Below are 17,580 nucleotides of genomic sequence, written 5' to 3'. Positions count from 1 at the left end.
TGGAAGAAAGAGTATGGATGAATAGGAGTGAAGTACATTGGAGGCCCCCAATATTTTGATCGTAGAAGATGAAGTAAAAATTGCCCGCTTTTTAGAATTGGAACTACAATATGAAGGCTATGATGTGACGTTGACCCATGATGGCCGATCAGGTTTAGAAAAAGCACTCCAGGGAACTTTTGATCTTATCATATTAGATGTGATGTTACCTGGGCTCAATGGGATGGAGGTTTGCCGTCGTATTCGCCAAAGCATGGAAACTCCAATCATCATGCTTACTGCCAAAGATGACACGATGGATAAGGTCATGGGGCTGGATCTAGGTGCCGATGATTATGTTACCAAACCCTTTGCTATCGAAGAACTCCTGGCTAGGATTCGAGTAGCCTTAAAACGTAAAAAAAGCCAACTTCAATCGTTGAAGCCGCTTTCTGTCAGCGGTTTAAAATTAGATTTAGAGCAACATCTAGTGACATTCCAGGATGAGATCATCGACTTAACCAAAAGGGAGTTTGATTTGCTAAAATACCTTATGGAGAATCAGAATATCGTCATGACGCGAGATCGGATCCTGGAAGCAGTATGGGGATACGATTATCTTGGAGATACCAATGTTGTAGATGTATATATACGATATCTACGAAGTAAGATCGATGAAAAGTATCGTCGAAAATTCATCCATACCATTCGAGGGGTGGGATACCTTTTCAAAGATGAATAGTCTAAAAAAGATTTTTCGACTGCTATATCAGCTTATTCGACTGATTTTTTATGGCATAAAAGTACTGTTCAAAACTCTTCCTCATTTTTTCACTGGTATGGGTCAGATTTTGCATGTTGTGGGAAAGATATTCAAAGGGGCTAGACAGCGAATTCGGCGACTTTTTCGCTTCTCCATCACCTTTAAAATCACAGTAGTCTATGCTTTCATTATATCTCTCCTGTTGCTCTTGTCTAATGCCAGTATTCTCTTAGGCTTTCGCTTTTTTCTATTAGAACAGCTTGGCAAGGATATAGAGCGAAATAGTCAATTTATCTTAACGGATTATATGGATGATACTGGTCAAATCCCCCAAGAAAAAATTGCCAATTTAGCGAAACAAGAAAATCTACAGGTTCATATTTTTGACGGCAAAAATGAAATCATCTACACCACAAACAATGACGCCAATAATCTCCAACTCATTAGGCAGCTAGATACCCCTATCGTCTTGGATCAAAGGGATAGCCAATCCATGATACTAACAAAATCCGTTTCCATAAATGATGAAGACTTCTTCCTTCAGGTGGAAAAAAATATGCAAACTGAAAATACGTATATTCAGATTTTAGCCCTTGTATTGCTGATCGTAAACGGTGTAGGCGCCATCATTATCCTCATCATCGGCTCCCGCATTAGCAGAAGAATGTTGAAGCCCATCGAAACCATGACTGAAACCGTTAAGAACATTACCATCTATGATCTGAACCGTCGATTGGATGTAAGGGGCTCCCAGGATGAATTGAAGGAGCTGGCGGAAACCTTTAATGAAATGTTCGATGGCATCCAGTCCTCCTATGATCGTCAAAATCAGTTTGTATCCGACGCTTCCCATGAGCTAAGAACACCTATTGCAGTGATTCAAGGCTATGCCAACCTGTTGGATAGATGGGGAAAAGATGACAAGGCCGTATTAGAAGAGTCCATCGTTGCTATCAAGGGTGAAGCAGAAAATATGCAGTCCCTTATGGAAAAGCTGCTATTTCTAGCTAGAAGTGACAAAGGCCTGCAAAAGCTAGAGATAGAAGAGTTTGTTTTGAACGACTTAATGCATGAGGTTGCCAAGGAAACGCGGTTGATTGATACTGTCCATGATATCCAGTATATATCAAAAGAAATGATTGTCATTCAAGCAGATCGCAAGACGCTGAAACAGGCATTGAGAATTTTTATAGACAATAGTGCAAAGTTTACCCCTCCAGACGGGATCATTCGCCTAGAGACCTATCTTCAGAAAAAGCATATTGTTATCGTTATTGAGGATACGGGAGCCGGCATACCAAAGGAGGATATTCCCCATATTTTTGATCGTTTTTATCGCTCAGATAAATCCAGGACAAAGGCCAGTGGTGGTCACGGTCTTGGATTGTCCATAGCCAAGTTGATTATTGACAGGCACAAGGGACGTATTGAGGTAGAAAGCACTGTTCAGGTTGGTACCAAGATAAGAATCTATTTGCCTGTGTCACAGGTAAAAAAATGAAAATGTTCCTATTGTAGGGTCGGACGACCCTACAATAGGAACATTTTGTCATGCAAACTACCAGCGGATGGGCAGAGTCGTCCATCCCTACAGCCTCATCATTCTACGACAACATCCAATACACCCGATTATTCTCTACCTGGGATCGAATTTTCTTCTGGTCTGACAGGGCACCAAGGTGGGCCATGATGGTGGTATGGAACAGATAGTATTGGCCTAGATTGGTACACTGAATCTCGTAGGCATCACAAACGTTTTGTACAAGTTCTTCAGAAGATTGCTGCTCTACCAGAAGAGCTTCAATACACTGATCGATCTCCTCCAACACCTGTAGATTTATTTCTGCGATTCCTCTGGCATCTTGAATGGGTCCACTGTGGGAGGGGATATACCATTCATACGTCGTACCCTTCAACCAATGCAAAGTTTCCCTATGTTTCTGAATATCCATATTAAATGGAATCTTGTGTTTACGCAATACTTCCTCTGCAACAAAAACATCGCCGCAGAACAGCACATCATCGATTTCAATACCAATTTGATTCATGGAATGACCTGGTAAAGGCAGAATTTTTAGGGATATTCCCAGTACATCCAAAGTCTGTTCTTCCCTTCCAATCACATAGTCCACAGGGGAAGGCTTCCCCATCAAAAACTTGTTCTGTAGTTCCTTCACTGGGTTTGCCCCTGAGAAAAGATACATGGGTTCAAAATAAGGATACTTGATGGCCGCCTCTTCTATGGCAGGAGCATAGATCATCGCTCCTGTTTTTTCTTTAATATAGGCATTTCCACCAAAATGGTCCGCATGGGAATGGGTATTGATCACCGCTCTCAGGGTAAGTCCTTCTTTTTCCAGCAAGTTCACAATCTTCTTCCCTACCCCGTCCTCTAAGCCTGTATCAACGAGGATCGCATCTGTACCATTGACAATACAGCCTATGTTCACCACATTGGGTATGTAATAAATCTGATCCTTAATCCTCTTTAGTTCCATTGGCTTCCCTCCATTTTCAAAACATCCTTCTATAATTTCACAAATCATTTTATTGTTATTCTTTTGTCATAAATAAGCTTATTCTCTGCCCATATCATCTCCATATCTTTCTGAATCCCTACATAAATAACAGAGAAACCCCAGCCACGGTAATCAATGCTCCGATAATTTCCTTCATAGACACCTTTTCCTTAAATACAAGGATAGAGACTGGAATGATCAATATCCGATTGATGGACATGATGGTGGATGCAACCCCTGTGGTCGTATACTGCACCGCCAAAAGGGAAAATGATACTCCTAAAAATGGGCCAAAGAATGCCCCGATGGTTGTATTTCTCATAGCAGTAAAATCCTTGAAGGATTCATAAATTTTACCCCAGCTTTTCGCAAATGTAACGACCACGGCAAATCCAATGATTCCTGCGATAATTCGGATCTGGGTAGCAGCAAAAGCATTATAATCACCCATACCATATTTGCTTAAAATCAATCCAAAGGCTTGACCCAAAGCACCGATGAAAGCATAAAACAAACCCTTTATTGGATGGGAAAGCTCTACCTTTTTCTCCTCCGTTGTTCCTCTTACCAGAATAACCAAAGCAATACCGCCTATGGTGATAAACATTCCCAACAAATCCATCAGGGTTAAGGTCTCTCCCATGAGGATAAAACTTGTCAATGCAGTAATAGGTGGCACCGTAGCCATAATCAACATAGAGATTCTAGAACCAATCTCTACATAGGCTTGGAATAAGAATAGGTCCCCTATGACGAAGCCTACCATCCCTGACAGAGTCAGCCAAATCCATGCTTCCCGGGTAGCATCCAAGGGTAAAAACATACCCCTAGAAAAAGAGGTATATAAACCAATCAAAACAAAGGCTATAACAAGACGAATAATATTTACTGATAATGACCCAATTCTACGACCCGCGCTTTCAAAAGCCACTGCTGTGATCGTCCAGCATACTGCCGTAATAACAGATGCTACCTCTCCATAATGTCCTTGAATCATAGTTTTCCCCCATTTCCGAAATTATTTTACCTATTCACACCCTAAATCAATATTTCGATATACGAATGATTGATGAAAAAAATAATTTCACTTCTACATAAAATGTTTACAAATACGTCTATCTACATCATTTTTATGAAATCGTATAACAGCTTAAGCCCATAATAAATAATAATACTTCCGCAGATCCAATTGATCCAACGCAGCACCTTACTATTGATCATACTTCTAAAAGTAGAAACAACAGTCGCTAAACCCATAAACCATGTAAAAGATGCAGCACAAACACCATATATAAATACTTTGGAAGCCTCTGGTGGCAAAGATGCGCGAAATCCTCCCAGAAGAAGAGAACCGTCTATCAACGCCTGGGGATTTAACCAGGTTACAGCAAAACAAATTGCCGCTGTTTCTAAGAGTGTTTTGTTAACATTTACACCTTGATGAATCTTCGGCACTGATCGTATCAACCCAAAACCTATGTAAATTACTGCTGCACCTCCAACCAAAAGAATCCCCTTTTTTAAAAGAACAAATTGATCCATTAATAGCCCCATGCCAAAGAAGCAGGCAATAGCAAGGGAAATGTCAAAAAAGGTTGTAATCAGTGCCACTTGATATGCCCGCATTCGTTTCATACTTACAGCGGTATTGATCACATATAAGTTCTGCATCCCAATGGGTGCCACATAGGCAAGTCCTAGCATAAAACCCTGCAACAAATATGAGTACATGTTTCTCCCCCTTTTAGATCTTCCTTGATATCCAGCCGTTTCTGTTCTCTCTTCTCCAAGAGAAAATTCCTCCCCTCCAAGTTCATAAACAATCCATATTGTAGTTATTATAGTAGTGCTTACACTTGATGTCAATAACTTCTAAATCAAAAGACGTCCACTTAGGACGTCCCTGTCTATCGATGTTTACTCAGATCGAATAGCCTCTAAAGAACTCAGATTCATAGCCCTTCTGGCTGGAGAGAATCCAGAAATAATGCCTACCATGGTAGAAAAAGCTAAGGCGGCCATGGACAGCTGAATGGGAATCACTGAAATACCTGTGCTGCCACCCATACCGCCTAAGAATCCACCCCCGATCTTATTCAGTCCTAAGGAAATCAAATAGCTTAGCAACAGTCCCAGCAGGCCGCCGCCAAAACCAATCATTCCTGCTTCCAATAAGAACAGCTTTCTGATATCTGTCAAATCTGCACCTAAGACCTTCATCACACCAATCTCTCGAGTTCTCTCATAAATACTCATCACCATCGTATTGGTAATGCCGATGGCGGCAACAAATAAGCTCACTGCTCCGATGCCTCCAAGAATGGCTTGCATCTTCCTTGAAGTTTCTTTCATGGATTTTAACATGTCCGTCAAGCTAAAAGCTTGGAAACCCATGGCTTTGATCTGTTCCTGCACGGCTTCTACCTGGTTGATATCTTTCACCTTTACACTCACTCGTTCATACTGATCGTCTTGGCGGTTTCCCCTTCGTCGCTGCGCTTCTCCAGATTCTGTTCTTTCGCTTTCCTCGATAATTTTTTTCAAAGTATCCATATGCATGTAGGCATTATAGTCCTGTTCATTCTGGCTTTCCTGAAGAATTCCTACTCCTTTCACTTTATAGAGCTTTGGTGGCTTCTGATCAGGATTTCTCTCGGCGCCTGCCATTCGCCTTTCTCCGTAGTCCAAGCTGGTGGTTAAAGTCAGCTTATTTCCTATCAAATCCACCTTAGGAGGTTCTGGCCCCATAGGTCCGAACTGTGGATTTCGAAGGCGAGGGTTATAAAAATTCATAGCCGTTTGTTTGCCGAAGACAATGGCATCTTTATCCGATTCCATCAATAATCGTCCTGTCTCCACCTTAAAATCAAAAACCTCCATGAGTTCTGGTTGAATACCAGTGACAGGAAGATTTCCCACCATTTTTCCTGCTACAATACGCACATAGGCTGTCTTGATAGGCATGACTCCCTGAACGCCTGGAATCTGACGAATACTATTCACTGCATTGTCATCCAGCTTGAGTTCTTTTCCTCCGCCAGGTGCCATACCCTCTCCGTAAAATCCATAATTGTTCACGTCGATCAAATTTAAACTGCCCATTCTGGAAAGCTGCTCTTTAAAACTGTAATCCATGGCAATACCTAAAGATAGCATGACAACAATGGAACTGGTTCCAATCACGACACCCAAAATCGTAAGGAGGGTTCTGGTCTTTCTTCGCAGCAAGTTGCCTAAGGCCATTTTGAATAAATCCTGATTATTCATCGGCTGTCACTTCCTCCAGCTTTTTCTTACGCTTTCTAAACCAAACAAATCCGCCGCCACCGGCTCCCAGTAAGATCGTAATCACAATTGCCCAAGTTTTTTTAGATAATCCCTTTTTGGATTGGGGCATCTCCATGGCAGGATCATCCATGGATTGTTCCGGCATTTCCATGACCTGAATTTGAAATTCCTTTTCTTGGATGTAATGCTCACCGATCTCGTTATCATATTCAAAGATTACTCTACCCGTTAAAGTCCCTGTCTTGTTAGGAATGATGGTTGCATCATAATAATCGTCCTTACCAGCTTCTAAATTCCCTACATATAGACTACCATCCCTTATTTCAAAATCTCCCTCCGTTCGTATCATCAAATTCCGAATTAGAGCTCTTCCTACATTGTAAAAATCCATTGAAATTCCTGTAGCTCCCCCCACAAAATTCTCCGTGGGCACTTCCGCATCCGATACAAGAAGCTTTACCTCTTGTATAACCGGAATACTGATGACCTCCTTGGCCGCCAATTTTTCTCCTTTATGATCCTCATATTCAATGTCTGCTGTTACATTGTAGGTTTTGTAACTGGCATCTATCTTAGGCTTCAGTGTTAGGGTCTTTTGTACCCTTCCGCCAGCAGCAATCTCATCGATATAAAAGGAATTGCTGCTGCCAACAGGAGAAAATATGTTGTCATCGGCACTAAGACTTACCTTTATATTTCGCACGGCATTTCCTCTGTTCGTATTCAAGAAAGAAAGATTTAGAGAAAAAGCCTCTCCTGCTTTTACAAATTCTCCATCGTAATCATAATTATCAATAATAATCTTGGGTACACCACTCTTGGAGCCCTGATCATTGACCAATACACCCACGTATTGACTGATGCTTTCGGTAGTTTTTGTCTTTCCTTTCATCACGTCATAGGTAACGTTGATTTTTACTGGGTAATTCTTTGATTCAATCCCCTCTTTGCCAAATAGGACGAACTCAAAATTCCTGCTTTCCCCTGGCATTAAGCTCTTAATATTTTTTACCGGAGATGATTTGGGCAAAATCTCATTTCCCCCATCAACACTTACTTGTATTCCTTTTGCTTCTGAATCACCAATATTTTTCAGATCAAAGGAGATCTTAAAGTCACTATTTGTACCAATCGTTCCTTCAGGATATGTAATGTTATCAAAAGAGAAATTATTTTCACCCTCTCCAATGCCATCCACAGGAAGATATATCTTGGTCTCATTCTTATAGGTTTTGTTATATTCATCCTTATAGTTCATGGTAAGATCTAAACTATAAGTCCCGCTTTCCATGTCGGAATCCGCAGCAATTTCAAAAACAACACCTTGCTGTTTTCGTCCCTCTAGCACTTTTATACTTTTGGTGTCTACAGTGTTTCCCAAGATTAGCCCGTCATTGGTGAAGCCCCCCAATCCCACGTCTATATCCTTTACAGTCAAATCTCCTGTATTCTCAATATGCAGGGTAACGGATTTCGTCTTACCACTAGTCAGCTTTTTACCTTCTATCTCTACCCTATTTAGGTGTAAAGAAGGTATCTTCAGCTTGTTTTCTATCTTTACATTTATAGTAATTGATTGATTGTACGTGCTTCCGCTTCGACTGGAGTATTCAATGCTAAACTTGAGAGGATAAATCTTCTCTTCCACATTGGTTCTGACTTTAAAATAGAAAACTGCCTCATCCATAGCATAGCCGTTTATTTGGTAAATCTTCCTTTTGGTAGCCATCTCATCAATGTCAAAAGGGTAGCTATTTGGATCATCGATGACAGGTGTGACCATTACATTTCTCGCTAAACCGCTGCCGTTGTTTTCTATGGGGATTGCCAGCCGCACCTCTTCTCCTGCTTTGAAGACAGGCATTTTTGTATTTTTCCCAATCACAAGATCAGGACTTCCCGTTCCCCCTTCAGCATCCACAATACTTATAGGGTAGGTTGCCATTACAATTATAAAAATAAGTATATAAATAAGTTTCCTTTTCATTCCTGTTCCTCCGCTTTTATCAGACTCTTTTCTTCGACTTTTTCAATGTTACCATCCAAAATATATACAATGCGATCTGCAAATTCGGCAATGCTTCGGTCATGGGTGACAAGGATCAGAGTCTGTTCATATTCCCGCGCCATCCTGAGCATGAGAGACATGATCTCCTCTGTTGTTTTTGAATCAAGATTGCCCGTGGGTTCATCGGCAAAGATAATAGGTGGTTTACTGACAAAAGCCCTGGCAATACCCACCCGCTGCTGTTGTCCTCCGCTCATCTGAGATGGTTTATGGGCAACGTGTTTTTTGAGGCCTACTGCTTCCAACATCTCCAGCGCCATTTGCTCTCGTATCTTTTTCGGTATGCCCCGAAATGTTAGGGGTAGACTCACATTTTCCAGGGCAGTCAAGGCCGGTAGAAGGTTATAAGACTGAAAGATAAATCCAATATTCTTTTGGCGAAACCTAGTGATTTCCTTCTCACTCATTTTTTCAATTTGCTTTCCCCGGATTGCAATGGTACCTTTTGTTGGTTTTTCCAAACCTGCCATGATATTTAAAAGGGTCGATTTCCCTGAACCAGAAGTACCCAAAAAGCAGCATATCTCCCCTGGATGAATCTGTAATGATATATCGTTTAATGCCACAACCCTCTCTTCCCCTACCCTGTACACTTTCCGCACATTCTGGATATTTACCATACTTGTAATAGGGATCCCTCCTTTTAAAAACAGTATAAACTGGCACAATAAATCTGGACTACCAGATAAAATGAAATAGCCTTCTCTTTTAAAGACGTATTTCCTGTCGATTTTGTTTCACTTTTCCAAGAAATTGTTGAAAAATCAAAAATAAAACCCTTGAAACATTCAAGGGCAATCTTTTAAATGAATATTTCTTCCTGATGGCTCCGCTTCATGCCTAGACCTTCGAAGAGTCCTGCATATTCCTGAGGTGACTGGGTAAACAATACTTCCTGCTCATTTTCTTTTGCAAGCTTTAGGATTTCACCCACCATGGCAGTGCCCACTCCTCGCCGTCGGTATTTATCCTCTACACTCAAGAAATATAGTCCTTGTGCCGTATCGTCCATTGCTAACAAGGCAGCCGTAGCTACGATTTCTCCGTTCCACTTTCCAACATAGCACTTATATCGAGATTCTCCATGGGTCATCATACCCATGACCATAGATTGTGCTTCGTTCTGTTTCTCCTTAGGTACATCATAGTTTTTTACCACCCTACCACACCATTGATACAGCGTATCTTCACTTTGTATTTCCTCCAGTTGCACTTTTATGTCGAGAACACCTTGACCCTTATATCCATAAAGAAAAATGTATCGTCCCTCATAGGCTCCTTGAGGAATAAAATAAGTACCCTTTCCATCTTTTGGGAAGCTTTGCAAGAATAATTCCTTTTCCCTATTGTTTCCCTCTATCAATTCCTTTGGAGTACCTGCCACAATACCAAACCATGTTACTTTTCCCCACTCAACAAAACCACACTTTTTTGCCAAACCGGGAGACATATTATTTCCTTCCACAATCTGGAGAAACGGCATTTTCCCCTTTTCTATGGTCTTGGATGCAAGATCAATAGTCACATCTACGGCATATCCCTTTTTCCTGTGGGTATCCTTGGTGTACATGATTCCCATGGAATCATCATCATGGATAAGAACCCAACAGGCGATTTCTCCATCCACATAAATCGCTGAAGAGGGTCGCTCTTGTATATCCCTCCGAATGGTTTCCAGGCTCTGTTCATTTCGATAAGTGTAAAAATGGTCTACAACGGCTGCATCCTCTAGAGCAATAGACTGTACAGGATTCTTGATAAGCTTCAAATTTAAATTCTCCTTTGGCATATAGTAAAGGGTGCACGGGCTCGTCCAGGTCACATCATATTTCTTCATAATTTTTTCTGCAATATATCCTTCTATCCCTGAAAACCCATAAAACCCTTCTCGAAAGAATTGATCCATCACGGCATCAATAAAATGGTCTTCTTTCGTATAAAGATAATGGAAGTAATCTTTTTTTATAAGTACACCCCTTGGATGCTCCACATGATCTACATAAATTTCTACATGAGGAACGTTATCTAATATCCCTAAAATATTGAGATTGACTGGTAAGTCTGTTCTCAAAAATTCTAAAATTGTTTGAGATATTTCCGTTTTTATAAGCATATCTATCTACTCTCCTGGTTTCTCTTCCTCAAGATTTGTATCTACTTTCTCTTCCAGTCCAAGAACCTCTGGAACTGTTACAAACTCATACCCATTTTCTTTTGCCAGTTGAATGATTTCTGGTAAAGATGCCAGCATGTTTTCCATAGCCTGCTTTTTACCGCTGCTATGCATGAGTACAATCCCACCGGGTTTTAATTGCATCTTTACGTAATACAAGATCTTTGACACGGGAATGCCACTCCAGTCCTTTGTATCAACCGACCAATTTACCACATTATAGCCCGCAGCGTTTACCCTTTCCAAGGTTTTTTTATTCATTGTTCCAAACGGCGGCCTAAAAATATTGGCATGATATCCTGCAATGGAATCGATCAGATCCTCCGTCTTCTTCAATTCCCTTTGAACCTCCCATGGCTGGAGCCATGTAAATTTTTTATGCCCCCAGCTATGATTTCCAATCACATGTCCCTCCTGGGCAATACGAGCAACCACATGAGGATATTTCTCCACATGGGCACCTATAAGGAAAAAAGTTGCTTTAATCTGATGCTCCTTTAAAAAGTCTAGCAGCTTCTCAGTATAATAAGGATCTGGTCCATCATCAAAGGTAAGAGCAATCTTGTTTTCCTCTCCACTTCCTTTATATAAAACCTGATTCTTTACAGTATAATACGCTGGCTTTCCTTTACTTTCTTGCTGCTCAGTAATTTCTTCTCCATTGGCAGGCAATGTTTCTACCTCTAGATCAACTTGACCTTGGCTGCTATCTTGTCCTTCGGCTAATGAAACGACTAGGGTAGATAAAGGACGCTTCTCAGTTTGTCCATAAATGTTCATCCCATTCTCTACCATTTTAAACTGGACAAACCACATCGCCCCCATGATCATCATGTACAAAACAATGTATTTATTTATCTTTTTCATCGATCTCACACCATTTTTCATATATTTTGCAAACTGCTCTTTTTCACTTCTTCATAATCATATATATCCAAATATACTTTCCGCTACCTTTTTTTTATGTTCCAAAAGATCACGAATATAAAAATTACGATGCCCATGTTAAACAGAATAAACCCTTTATAGGAAAAGTCTTCTTGTTTCTTTGTTTCTGCTTTAACGCCTTCTTCTACCGATTCTTTGGATGTTATCACCTTTGCGTCACTGTCATCAATGTCATATTTCACTTTTATTCCCTGGGGTAAGGCTTGTTGTTCTTGATTTGCCCATAGCCTCAGTACATTTCCATACACATTTCCTTTGGTCATTCGATTCAGCATTTGTATATACTGATCCAAGTTTCCCGAGGTCTTATAGAGCTGGCTTAAAAGGTATAGATTCCTATCCTGTAATAAGCCATTAAGTTTCAAATAATAAATGGCACCCTCCGTATCTCCCCGCTTCATATGGATCAATCCACGATAATAATCAAGGAAATTGGACACCTCTAGGGCATAACTGGCGATTTCCTCATCCCCATGCTCCTTATAACTATTTACTTTCTTTATTGCCTCCAAAGCTCGTTCATCATCGCTAGACATGTAGGCTTTGTATGCTGTCAACCCATACTTTTTTATCATATCCTTTTCCTTGTTCTCCCCATTGTCAACTGAATCAAAAATTAAATATCGTTGCCTTTCCATAGGTTCTTGATAATATAACTCAATATTAAAATCGGGTTCCAAATCAAAAAATTCCCAAGTGATTTTATTATCTTCAGGGTACACTCCGATTGCGACATTGGGTTGATTTTCATATTCTTGATAGTCCACAATATTTATATTTTGAGGATCTATCTTTTGATCAAAACGAATGCTCACCTTTCCATATCCAATGGAGTTTTTCCATGTAGCTCCTGTTTCCAGTATGTATTTTACTGTTTTACCTCCAATAGAATCATATGAATTTTTTATGCGGTAGGTGTTGACTACCCTTCTTTCCTGACCCTTATCAAATTTCATTTCCCATACATACCAGTTGGCATAATACATCCTTCCTAGATTGTTTCCTTCTTCTTTTAAGCCTTCCTTTATGACCGTATTCTGCTCTTTCCCATCCACATAAGTCTTAAAGTCATAGAGTTTTTCATCATCTCCAAAGGATGCTCGGTCTTCTCTGGGCGGCAATGTCCCATAGGCTGGAAAACCTACCATAACAGTTTCTTTTTCTCCTGCATTTCTAAACAGAAACTCACATCGCACAAGGGAATACTCACCCTTTACCTCAATATCCACATGCTCAGACAACATCTCCACCTGAGTATCATATATTGGATAGACCGTATTTCCTCTTCCCCCCAGCACAGCATCATCTCCATAAACGGCCGATCCCATGCATAATAATAATATAAAACATACGATCATCGATTTTTTCATTTTCGATTCTCCTTTGGTTGTTCATCTTTTTCCTAATTTATACATTTCTACAACATTAACACTTCTTCCTCTTTTTCATCCATAGAATGTCTCAAATAGTATAAAAGAAAAAAGCCCGAGATATTCTCAAGCTCTATTGTATAATTTGACTAATAAAACGCCATTGTCCATTCTCTTTCTTAAGTTTCAACTGATAGGATGCTGTGGTTTTTGCATATACTTCCGCAACGCTTACCAAGGTCACTCCATCCTTTTCCTGTCCAACCTCAGAAAACTGTATCTCTTTCAACGTATTTTCTGGATCCTTCCTATGCTTCATGGCACTTCTCAACCAATATGTAGAAAATTCTTCTGGTAGGTTTCTTTTATAGATATCACCAGATACCGAATATAAAAGTTTTCCAGCATCCTCATAGGATAATTCACCCCTCGCTGTCTGGAACATGATTTCTTTCCAAATATCTAAGGCTTGTTGAAGCTCCTCCATATGTTCTGTATGGATTTCCACAGAGGGTTGTTTCTGTTCTATTGGACTTTCTATTTTGGTTTCTATTTCCTCGGTATTTGCTGGCTTCTCATTTTTTTGCTCCAGCTCTTGATCAAGTGTCTTAAACTGGTTCCCTTCTATCTCCGCGTCTACAGCATTGCTCATCAAATAGTAACTGGTTGCCATACCAACGGTACCACCCATGAGTACCATGGTTAGGATCACAATAATTCCTGTAATTGCTTTGTCCCCCTTCATACGTTCACCCTTTCACTATGTTCTCTAAATTATATTATGAATAATCATTGCTATCACATCTTCATCTTCTACGACATATTTTACCACATGTCGTCAATTTATGCATTCTATTATTGTTAAATTCCTACTACAGTTCTACTTGTAAAAAACGCTTAGAAATCTAAGCGTTTTTTACATTACACTTCTTCCAGGAATAATCATGTTCACAATACCGATAGCCAGAGCTGCCAAGATGGCACCCAAAAAGCTTACGGTTACACCAGCCACCAAGTATCCTGTTAGATAAATAATTATTGCTGCCACAATAAATCCTGTAACTCCTCTGCCAAAAGGTGTTGCATCAAAACCTGTAAACCTTTCAATCAAATAATCCAATACACCAATGACTACTGCAGCCAAAAGCAATGGTACAAATCCTCTTATCGAAAAATAAGGGGTAAAAAATGCTACAACTGCAAGTACGATCATGGAAACCAGAATTCTTACAAGCATTTGTCCTATGTTTAGTCGTCCTTCTTCTGTTCTTTTTTCAACCATTGATTACACCTCCATATTTGTATATAAACATTATTCTCCCCTTGACCTCTTTTTATGTATACATTTCAATGCAACTATACTTCCACAGAAATATCACCTTGCACCAAAGCTTGACAAGCCAAGCGCAAATCCTTCTTTAGGTTTGCTTCTCCCAGCTTTGCCAATTCCTTTTGATTCGGATTGCTTAAGTTTTCTTGCCCTTTCAATATCTTACATCGACATGTACCACAAAACCCATTGCCTCCACATACATGATGATGATCAATATCCTCTTTTAAAATGGCCTCTAGAATCGTTGTATTCCGATAAACCATGGTTTCCTTTTCAGATTTATGAAATTTCACCTTTATACGCATCATCATTCCTCCTCTTATCAAAATCAACTATAGATTATATAGCCACTTTTCCAAGTCAATAAACTGTAATATATTTCCTCTGCCTAATTAATAAATTCATTGGGAGCACATATAATACAAATGGAATTATTTTTTCTGATTCGTCAGGTATCTTCATAGGTATATATAATCTAGAAATAAATTGACTATGTCAATTTGTTTTCACTAGATATCAAAATTCAACAGAGGAGTGGTAATTTTGGCAAAAAAAATAACCCTCATGCTTGGCGGTATCCAAGGCGAAGGAATCGTCAGTGTTGGGGATACGCTTATCCGTGCCCTTTCTCAAGCAGGCTATTATGCATTTGGCTATAGAACCTTTTCTTCTAGAATAAAGGGTGGACATTCAAACTATGTCATTGATATACATAGACATAAAATATTGAGTTGTGAAGATTCATTAGATATTTTGATCGCCGCTGATCAAGAATCCATCAAAATAAATCTTCCAAAACTAAAAAAGGGTGGTTTACTTATCTATGATGACATCATCTCCGTAAAAGAAATCCTCGCATCCATCGATCCGTCATCCTATACGATTCTCCCCATCCCTTTCACAACCATTGCAAAACAATATGGCAATACGATCATGAAAAACACAGGAATTATAGGCTTCCTTGGACAGCTGTTTCATGTTCCATTGGAGTCCATCGCCAACGTAGTCTTAAAGAATTTCAAGCGAAAAGGAGAAGAAATCGTTGCCAACAATATGAAGGTGCTAACGGCATGCTATGAACTTCCTCTACAGCATCATTCTATTTCACAGCAATATACCCTGGAACCTGCTCAAGACAATGAAAAAAGAGCATCTATGATTGGCAATGAAGCCATTGGCTTTGGCGCCCTCATGGCTGGATGTCGATTCATGGCAGCATATCCCATTACGCCTTCCTCTGAGATCATGGAATACTTAACCAAAAAGTTTCCCAGCTATAATGGAATCATGATTCAAACAGAAGATGAAATCTCTGCCATTACCATGACGATGGGTGCCGCTTATGGTGGGGTACGGAGCATGACAGCAACTTCAGGCCCTGGAATCTCCTTAATGATGGAGGGTATTGGCCTTGCGGGTATGACAGAGACCCCTGTGGTGATTATAGATGTGCAACGAGGTGGTCCTAGTACAGGATTACCTACAAAACATGAGCAAAGTGACATTGATTTCCTATATTATGGTGCCCATGGCGAAATCCCGACGATTATCGTCTCTCCATATACGGTTGAAGAATGCTTTTATCAAACCATATGGGCCTTCAATTTGGCAGAACAATATCAATGCCCTGTGTTCATATTAAGTGATCTTCACTTAGGCTTATCCCGACAGACTATAGATACGTTGGATTCTTCAAAAATTCAAATTAACCGGGGAAAATTGCTGAAATCAGAGGAGCTTGCAGAAACGAACCTTCCCTTTAAGCGATTTGCCTTTACAGCCGATGGTATATCTCCCAGAGCCGTTCCAGGACAACCCTTTGGTATGCATCATATAACTGGCATAGAACACATGGAAGCCGGTAAACCCTTTGAGGGCAGTGAAAACCGTAAAAAGATGATGGATAAGAGACTAGATAAGCTCCAGGGATTAAAAGATCTGGAACATATAGATCTTTATGGTCAACTGGAAAGTGATTTGTTGGTTCTCTCCATCGGTTCAAATTATGGGATGATTCGACGGGTAGTGGAGGAAGGACAACATCCTGTGGCCTATGGTATGTTCAAGATGATTAAACCTATGCCTGTGAAACAATTGGAGGCATTATGTTCTAAATATAAGAAAATACTGGTCATCGAAGGGAATGCTACCGGTCAATTGGCATCCATCATCAAAAAAGAAGTGGGCTTCCATGATAAAATAGAAAGCCTTTTAAAATACGATGGTACACCATTTAAATATGAAGAAATCCATAATAAGATCAAGGAGCTGATATAATGGGAACTGCAAAAGATTATAGCAATCAAACTACACCCACTTGGTGCCCTGGCTGTGGAGATTTCTCAGTGCTTCGTTCCTTACAGGCAGCAGCGGCTCATCTGGATATTGAACCCCATAATCTAGCCGTTGTTTCTGGTATCGGATGCTCTGGACGGATCTCAGGCTATATGAATGCCTACGGCTTTCATAGTATTCATGGAAGATCTCTACCTGTAGCCCAAAGCATCAAGCTTGTGAATCCTAAGCTTACTGTCGTCGCCTCTGGTGGCGACGGGGATGGTTTCGCCATTGGCACAGCCCATACCATCCATGCTTTTCGGAGAAATATTGATATGACATACATCGTCATGAACAACCAGATCTATGGTCTTACAAAAGGGCATACATCACCATTAAGCCAGACGGGCTTTGTCACCAAGAGCACCCCCTATGGCTCCATCGAGACACCAATAAAGCCAGGAATCTTAGCCCTAGCTGCAGGGGCAACCTTTGTGGCCCAAGGCTTTTCTGCCTATCAGGATCAGCTGGTGGATATCATCATCAAAGCCATTCAGCATAAGGGTTTCTCCTTTATCAATGTTTTTAGCCCTTGTGTGACCTTTAATAAGACCAATACTTATCAATGGTTTAGAGATCATTTGGTCAATCTGGATGATGAACCAAATCATGCTATTGGAGACTTTCAAAAAGCCATGAACAAATATATCGAAACAGACGGCCTCTTCACAGGCATTCTGTATCAAAATACCAATCCTGATTATTACAGCAAGCTTCCTGGCGAGCGAGGTACTTCCGTGGTTGAACAGGATCTTGACATCCGTCATAAGTTTGATGAGCTTATGGAGGATTTTATGTAAGG

At 40.3% G+C, this 17,580-nt stretch carries 16 protein-coding genes; 4 read left to right on the top strand and 12 right to left on the bottom strand.

Translation table 11 applies throughout. The annotated features are described in order from the left end of the window. Positions 1-37: 37 nt before the first annotated feature. Together HNQ80_RS00565 and HNQ80_RS00560 are read left to right on the top strand one after the other, a co-directional pair. Positions 38-721 (top strand): response regulator transcription factor, encoded by a 684-nt coding sequence (locus HNQ80_RS00565; RefSeq protein WP_184307090.1) that lies wholly within the window; start codon positions 38-40, stop codon positions 719-721. Next, a complete protein-coding gene (locus tag HNQ80_RS00560) occupies positions 714-2,243 on the top strand; it encodes a sensor histidine kinase (protein ID WP_243182859.1) in 1,530 nt (509 codons plus the stop codon). Before HNQ80_RS00565 ends, HNQ80_RS00560 begins: the two co-directional genes overlap by 8 nt. Before the next feature lie 103 nt (positions 2,244-2,346). Here HNQ80_RS00560 and HNQ80_RS00555 read toward each other — a convergent pair whose 3' ends face one another. The 12 genes from HNQ80_RS00555 to HNQ80_RS00500 form a co-directional block, all read right to left on the bottom strand. After that, entirely contained in the window at positions 2,347-3,240 is an 894-nt protein-coding gene (locus tag HNQ80_RS00555) for an MBL fold metallo-hydrolase (protein ID WP_184307088.1), read from the bottom strand. A gap of 118 nt (positions 3,241-3,358) precedes the next feature. Next, on the bottom strand, positions 3,359-4,258 hold the full coding sequence (locus HNQ80_RS00550; protein ID WP_184307086.1) for a DMT family transporter: 900 nt from the start codon (positions 4,256-4,258) through the stop codon (positions 3,359-3,361). Between the two features lie 122 nt (positions 4,259-4,380). Beyond that, positions 4,381-4,992 (bottom strand): LysE/ArgO family amino acid transporter, encoded by a 612-nt coding sequence (locus HNQ80_RS00545; RefSeq protein ID WP_184307084.1) that lies wholly within the window; start codon positions 4,990-4,992, stop codon positions 4,381-4,383. Between the two features lie 186 nt (positions 4,993-5,178). After that, the gene (locus HNQ80_RS00540; protein ID WP_184307082.1) at positions 5,179-6,528 is read right to left on the bottom strand and encodes an ABC transporter permease; all 1,350 of its coding nucleotides are present in this window, start codon (positions 6,526-6,528) and stop codon (positions 5,179-5,181) included. Then, on the bottom strand, positions 6,521-8,536 hold the full coding sequence (locus HNQ80_RS00535) for a COG1361 S-layer family protein (RefSeq protein WP_184307079.1): 2,016 nt from the start codon (positions 8,534-8,536) through the stop codon (positions 6,521-6,523). Before HNQ80_RS00535 ends, HNQ80_RS00540 begins: the two co-directional genes overlap by 8 nt. Continuing rightward, positions 8,533-9,183 carry an ABC transporter ATP-binding protein gene (locus HNQ80_RS00530; protein ID WP_330602701.1) on the bottom strand — a complete coding sequence of 217 codons (651 nt, stop codon included), beginning with the start codon at positions 9,181-9,183 and terminating at the stop codon, positions 8,533-8,535. The genes HNQ80_RS00535 and HNQ80_RS00530 overlap by 4 nt, the downstream gene beginning before the upstream one ends. A gap of 236 nt (positions 9,184-9,419) precedes the next feature. Then, on the bottom strand, positions 9,420-10,730 hold the full coding sequence (locus HNQ80_RS00525; protein ID WP_184307075.1) for a GNAT family N-acetyltransferase: 1,311 nt from the start codon (positions 10,728-10,730) through the stop codon (positions 9,420-9,422). Positions 10,731-10,736: 6 nt separating this feature from the next. After that, positions 10,737-11,657 carry a polysaccharide deacetylase family protein gene (locus HNQ80_RS00520; protein WP_184307074.1) on the bottom strand — a complete coding sequence of 307 codons (921 nt, stop codon included), beginning with the start codon at positions 11,655-11,657 and terminating at the stop codon, positions 10,737-10,739. An 83-nt stretch (positions 11,658-11,740) separates the two neighbouring features. After that, positions 11,741-13,108 (bottom strand): hypothetical protein, encoded by a 1,368-nt coding sequence (locus HNQ80_RS00515; protein ID WP_184307072.1) that lies wholly within the window; start codon positions 13,106-13,108, stop codon positions 11,741-11,743. Positions 13,109-13,241: 133 nt separating this feature from the next. Then, positions 13,242-13,853 (bottom strand): hypothetical protein, encoded by a 612-nt coding sequence (locus tag HNQ80_RS00510; RefSeq protein WP_184307070.1) that lies wholly within the window; start codon positions 13,851-13,853, stop codon positions 13,242-13,244. Positions 13,854-14,024: 171 nt separating this feature from the next. Further along, positions 14,025-14,390: a phage holin family protein gene (locus HNQ80_RS00505; RefSeq protein WP_184307068.1), complete on the bottom strand. Its 366-nt coding sequence runs from the start codon at positions 14,388-14,390 to the stop codon at positions 14,025-14,027. A gap of 74 nt (positions 14,391-14,464) precedes the next feature. Beyond that, positions 14,465-14,746, bottom strand: coding sequence for a 2Fe-2S iron-sulfur cluster-binding protein (locus HNQ80_RS00500; RefSeq protein WP_184307066.1), 282 nt, complete (start codon positions 14,744-14,746; stop codon positions 14,465-14,467). A 238-nt stretch (positions 14,747-14,984) separates the two neighbouring features. On the opposite strand from HNQ80_RS00500, the gene HNQ80_RS00495 reads away from it, so the two are divergent. Together HNQ80_RS00495 and HNQ80_RS00490 are read left to right on the top strand one after the other, a co-directional pair. Beyond that, a complete protein-coding gene (locus tag HNQ80_RS00495) occupies positions 14,985-16,718 on the top strand; it encodes a 2-oxoacid:acceptor oxidoreductase subunit alpha (RefSeq protein WP_184307064.1) in 1,734 nt (577 codons plus the stop codon). After that, the gene (locus HNQ80_RS00490) at positions 16,718-17,578 is read left to right on the top strand and encodes a 2-oxoacid:ferredoxin oxidoreductase subunit beta (protein ID WP_184307062.1); all 861 of its coding nucleotides are present in this window, start codon (positions 16,718-16,720) and stop codon (positions 17,576-17,578) included. The genes HNQ80_RS00495 and HNQ80_RS00490 overlap by 1 nt, the downstream gene beginning before the upstream one ends. The last annotated feature ends 2 nt before the right edge of the window (positions 17,579-17,580 follow it).

Source organism: Anaerosolibacter carboniphilus, from assembly GCF_014205875.1.
GTDB classification, from domain to species: Bacteria; Bacillota; Clostridia; order Peptostreptococcales; family Thermotaleaceae; genus Anaerosolibacter; species Anaerosolibacter carboniphilus.
Note: the sequence above shows the minus strand (reverse complement) of the source record. Positions and strands in the feature narration are given on the sequence as shown.